The organism is Verrucosispora sp. SN26_14.1 (assembly GCF_004307965.1).
Taxonomy (GTDB): Bacteria; Actinomycetota; Actinomycetes; order Mycobacteriales; family Micromonosporaceae; genus Micromonospora.
On the sequence record NZ_SISL01000437.1, the window covers coordinates 1 to 4937 of the forward strand.

Annotated in this window: 6 protein-coding genes; 3 read left to right on the forward strand and 3 right to left on the reverse strand. The window is 74.3% G+C overall.

Translation table 11 applies throughout. The features are described from left to right. The coding region (locus tag EYA84_RS26375; protein WP_275540816.1) for a PmbA/TldA family metallopeptidase at nucleotides 1-260 on the reverse strand (260 nt) is incomplete at its 3' end. 145 nt (nucleotides 261-405) lie between these two features. Beyond that, nucleotides 406-2553: a prolyl oligopeptidase family serine peptidase gene (locus EYA84_RS26380; RefSeq protein WP_131056364.1), complete on the reverse strand. Its 2148-nt coding sequence runs from the start codon at nucleotides 2551-2553 to the stop codon at nucleotides 406-408. Between the two features lie 86 nt (nucleotides 2554-2639). On the opposite strand from EYA84_RS26380, the gene mshB reads away from it, so the two are divergent. The 3 genes from mshB (at nucleotide 2640) to EYA84_RS26395 (ending at nucleotide 4561) form a co-directional block, all read left to right on the forward strand. Further along, a complete protein-coding gene (gene mshB, locus EYA84_RS26385; RefSeq protein ID WP_131056366.1) occupies nucleotides 2640-3566 on the forward strand; it encodes an N-acetyl-1-D-myo-inositol-2-amino-2-deoxy-alpha-D-glucopyranoside deacetylase in 927 nt (308 codons plus the stop codon). A 14-nt stretch (nucleotides 3567-3580) separates the two neighbouring features. Further along, a complete protein-coding gene (locus EYA84_RS26390) occupies nucleotides 3581-4018 on the forward strand; it encodes a hypothetical protein (protein ID WP_131056371.1) in 438 nt (145 codons plus the stop codon). A 78-nt stretch (nucleotides 4019-4096) separates the two neighbouring features. Further along, nucleotides 4097-4561, forward strand: coding sequence for a hypothetical protein (locus EYA84_RS26395; RefSeq protein WP_131056368.1), 465 nt, complete (start codon nucleotides 4097-4099; stop codon nucleotides 4559-4561). Between the two features lie 28 nt (nucleotides 4562-4589). Here EYA84_RS26395 and EYA84_RS26400 read toward each other — a convergent pair. Further along, nucleotides 4590-4937, reverse strand: a 348-nt coding sequence (locus EYA84_RS26400) for an N-acetyltransferase (protein ID WP_131056369.1), incomplete at its 5' end; no start/stop codon positions are given.

The following is a 4937-nucleotide window of genomic DNA, read 5'->3' on the forward strand; positions in this document are numbered from 1 at the left end:
GCGGCGATCCGTGCCGCCCGCCGGCCGGCGTCACGGGCGGTCGCGTCGGAGACCTCGGGTACGGCGTGGAAGCCCCAGCTCGACCCGACCAGCGCGCGTACGCCCAGCCCGATGCTCTCGTCCTGGGTCAGTGCCTCCACCTCGCCGTTGCGGGCCGTCATCGACTCGTAGCGCCGGTGCATCACGCGGACGTCCGCGTACCGGGCGCCGGCGTCCAGCGCGGCCTGCACGGCGACCTCGGCCGCGTCGAACTCGGTCATCCCCGCACCCCGTCGTGCTCGCTCATGGGCCGACCCTAGGCCAGCCGACCGACGTACGCGCGACGGACGGCTCGTGCCGTGCCGGGCCCTGAGATGTAAGGAGGGGTCCCCTGCTATGCACGAGGCGTTAGTAAGGTGCCCTTCCTTACACCGACAGGTGGGTGCGGAGGAAGTCGAGTTCCAGGCGCAGGAGGCGCTCGGCGAGCCCACCGGCGGCCATGTGCGTCGCACCGGTCAGCGGCAGCACCGAGTGCGGTCGGCCGGCGGCCAGCAGCGCGGCCGAGAACCGCAGCGTGTGCGCGGCCACCACGTTGTCGTCCACCATGCCGTGCACCAGCAGCAGCGGCCGGGCCTGCGCCGGGTCGGTGGGCGGCTCGGCGGCCGCCTCCACAAGCGAGTGATGGGCGTACACGTCCGGGCCGTCGTCGGGCAGGCCGAGATAACGCTCGGTGTACGCGGTGTCGTAGAGGGCCCAGTCGGTCACCGGCGCGCCGGCGATCCCGCACTTGAACAGCTCCGGGTGGCGCAACACCGCGAGCCCGGCCAGCCAGCCGCCGAACGACCAGCCGCGTACCCCGACCCGGGACAGGTCCAGGTCCGGGTGCTTGTCGGCGAGCGCGGTCAGCGCCTCCACCTGGTCGAGCAGGATCACGTCGGCGAGCCGCCGGTGGATGGCCTTCTCGAACGACGGCGCGATGCCGGGCGTACCCCGGTTGTCGACCACCACCACCGCGAAGCCGGCGTCGGCCCACCACTGCCGTTCCAGCCAGGCCGCGCGGGCGGCGACCACCTCCTGGTGCCCCGGCCCGCCGTACACGTCGAGCAGCACCGGCAGCCGACGGCCGGTGACGTGGTTGTCCGGGTAGAGCACGGCCGAGGGCAGGCGTCGGTCGGTGACCCGTTCCAGCAGCGGCAGCGGGGAGTAGCGGGGCGTGGCCGCCAGCGACCGGAGCACGGCCACCTCGCGGTCGCCCTGCCGGACCGTCCACCGCACACCCGGGTGGTCGAGCGAGGCGACGCCGACGACCAGCACGTCCCCGCCGACCGCACCGTGGTGCCATCCCGCGTCGCTGGTCAGGCGGCGGGCGTCGACGCCGCCGCCGATGCTGGTGCGGACCCGGAACAGGTGCTGCTCGCTCGGTTCGCCGTCGCTCGCCTCGACCAGCAGGTCCGCCGGCCCGGTGCCGGTGGCCAGCCGGCCCACCACCCGGCGGACGTAGAGCGAGGGCGGGGTGAGCAGGGTGCCGTCGGCGAAGAGGCACCGCGCGTCGTACCCGTCGTGGGCGAGTTCGCCGCCGACCAGCACCCGTCCGTCCGGCAGGTGTGCGGGCGTACCGGCGATCGGCTCCACCCAGCGCGGGTCGGCCAGTTCGGCGTGCACCTGGGTCTCGCCGGTGCGCGGGTCGACGGCGAGCACCAGCCCGTGCTGCTGCGCGCGGCGCAGCACGGTGACCAGCGGAGCACCCTCGGCCCAGTGCACCGCGGTCAGGTACGGGTAGGTCTCCCGGTCCCAGTGCACGTCCACCCAGCCGCCGTCGAGGTCCAACAGGTGCAGGCTGACCTCCGCGTTGGGTCCACCGGCCACCGGGTACGCGACGCTGACCGGCGGGCTCGCCGGCTGCGCCGGGTCGTGCAGGTGCCAGCGGGGCAGCCGGGACTCGTCGACCCGGGCGGCCAGCACCGACCGGCCGTCCGGTGCCCACCAGTAGCCCCGGTGTCGGTCGAACTCCTCCGCCGCGATGTGCTCGGCCAGCCCCCACAGCACCCCGGAGTCCTCGCCGGCCAGGATCGTGTCGGTGCCGTCGACGTCGACGATCCGCAGTTCGCCCCGGCGTACCCCCTCGGCGGCGTCGGTGACGTACGCGAGCCGTTGGCCGGTCGGGTCCGGCCGGGGATCGAGGACCGGGCCGGCGGCCGGCACCTCGATCACGTCGCCGTGCACCAGGTCGGCCCGGAACAGTCGACCGGCCAGTGCGAACACCGCCACCCGGCCGGCGGCGTCCAGGGCGTACGCGCCGATGCCGGCGGCGGAGAGCCGCAGCCGCTCCCGTCGGGCCCGTTCGCCGGGGCTGAGCGCGGCCGGGTCGGCGTCCTCGCCGAGCAGCGCGACCGGGTCGGCGACCAGGTGTTCCTCGCCGCTCGCCACGTCCAGCTGCCAGAGCGCGTCGGCCGGGTCCTCCGGCCCCGCGGAACGCAGGAAGACCACCCGGGCCCCGTCGTCGGCCACGGAGACGGCGCGCGGCGCCCCGTGGCTGAACCGGCGGGTGCGGGCGGCCAGCTCGGGAAAGTCCACAGGCCAGATCGTATGCGGCGGCCGAGCGCGATGTGCCGGACCCGAGCGGACGCGTCGGGGGTGATCGGCGAGAACCGCCGGTTAGAGTGACCCTCGTGACGACGCTGCCCGACCGCCGCCTGTTGCTGGTCCACGCGCACCCCGACGACGAGTCCATCGGCACCGGTTCGACCATGGCGCACTACGCCGCCACCGGGGCCCACGTCACCCTGGTCACCTGCACACTCGGCGAGGAGGGCGAGATCCACGTGCCGGAGCTGGTCGGGCTCGCCGCCGCCGAGGCCGACCAGCTCGGCGGGTTCCGGATCGCCGAGCTGGCCGCCGCCTGCGCCGAGCTCGGCGTGACCGACCACCGCTTCCTCGGTGGCGCCGGACGCTACCGCGACTCGGGGATGATGGGCCTGGCCACCAACGACCACCCGCGCGCCTTCTGGCAGGCCGACCTGGACGAGGCCGCCGGCCAGCTGCTGGAGGTGATCCGGGAGGTACGCCCGCAGGTGGTGATCACCTACGACGGGAACGGCTTCTACGGCCACCCCGACCACATCCAGGCGCACCGGGTCGCGATGCGGGCCGTCGAGCTGGCCGCCGCCGAGGGGATCGCCCCGGCGAAGGTCTACTGGACGGCCATGCCGCAGAGCGTCCTGGAGGCCGGGATGACGCACTTCGAGGAGTCCTCGGACAACCCCTTCGCCGGCATCGAGAACGCCACCGACCTGCCCTTCTGCACGCCGGACAAGGACATCGCGGCGCGGATCGACGCGACCGAGCAGCACGCCGCGAAGGAGGCGGCGATGCGGGCGCACGCCACCCAGATCCCGGCCACCTCCTGGCTCTACTCGATCGCCGGCAACTTCGGCGCCGAGTTCATGGGCGTGGAGTACTTCACCCTCGCGGTGGGCGCGAAGGGACCGGGCAGCGGCCCGTACGGCTGGGAGTCGGACCTGTTCGCCGGGCTGGAGACCGCCGACGACCCGGATCGCACACCGGTCGGTACGGCCGGTCTCCGGTGACCGTGCCCACCGCGATGTCGGTCGCCCCGCCCGGACACCAGCCGCCACCGCCCGCGCGGGCCTGGCGGCGACCCGTGGACCTCGGCCTGCGGGCGCTCGGCGGGGTGGTCGCCCTGGTCGCCGGGGCGGTGACGGCGGTGCTGGAGTTGCTGCTCGCCCCGCTGCGGGTCGGTGGGTACCTGATCGGGGCGGCGGTGCTGGTGGCCGTGCTCGCGAACATCGTGCTGAGCTGGTTCGCCATGGAGACGGTGGGGTCCCGGTGGGCGGTGGTGCTGCCGGCGCTGCCGTGGGTCGTGATCATGGTGGCGGCGGCCGACCGGACCACCGAGGGCGACGTGCTGCTGGTCGGCAACTGGGTGGGGCTCACGTTGGTGGTGGCCGGGTCGATGACCTTCGCGGTGATGGCGTTCCGGTCGATCCTCGCGCCGAACCCGCCGTCCAGGCGGTACTGACGCCACCCCGTCCCGGGTGATAGACATTCCTGCCAGGAGGCCCGCCACCGGGGCGGGCGGTACGGCGGGAGGCGTGCGATGGGGCAGCGGTGGCGCGCGATCGGAGTGCTCGCGATCGCGTTGTTCGCGGTCAACGTGGTCGCCCGACTGGTGATCCGGTTCGGCTTCGACGGTGACGAGGCCGCCGCCGATCGGGTGACCCTCGGGATGTTCGCGGTGATCGGGTTGATCCTGGCCGGGATGGCCTACTCGTGGGGCCAGTCGCGTCCGGTGGCCCAGTGGGGCCCCGAGCTGGCCGGCGCGATCGGCATCGCGCTCGCGCTGACCATGTTCGTCGGGCCGCTGCTGGTGGGCCGGAGCCCGTTCGCCGACGGCAGCGCCACCTTCTTCTGGCAGGTCGTGCTCTACCTCGTCGCGACCACCGTCGGCACGATCCTGGGTTACCTGCTGCTCACCACGCTGGGCCGCGACCACCGGTCGCAGAGCCTCCAGGAGTACGCGGAGAGCGGCTCGGGCAAGCCGCGTCGCAGCGTGCGTCGCTGACCGGGTACGCCCGGCACGGGTCGCGCCGTCAGCTCGGGGCGATCCGGCTCCGGTAGGTGTGGTGGGTGGTGAAGCCCAGCGTCCGGTAGAGCGTCACGGCGGGCACGTTGTGCTGTTCGACCTGGAGGAACACGTCGGTGGCGCCGGCCGTGCCGGCCCACTCGGCGAGCGCGCCGATGACGGCCACGGCCACCCCTCGGCGGCGGGCCTCGGGCAGCACCTCGATCAGGGACAGTCCGAGCCAGCGGCCCGCGCCGGTGACGGTGCCCCGGCCGACCCCGACCAGCGTGTCCCCGTCGTACGCGTGCGCGAAGCGGACCTGTCCGACGGCGGTGAGCACGTGCCGGGCGGCGGCCGGCAGCCCGCCCTTGCGGCC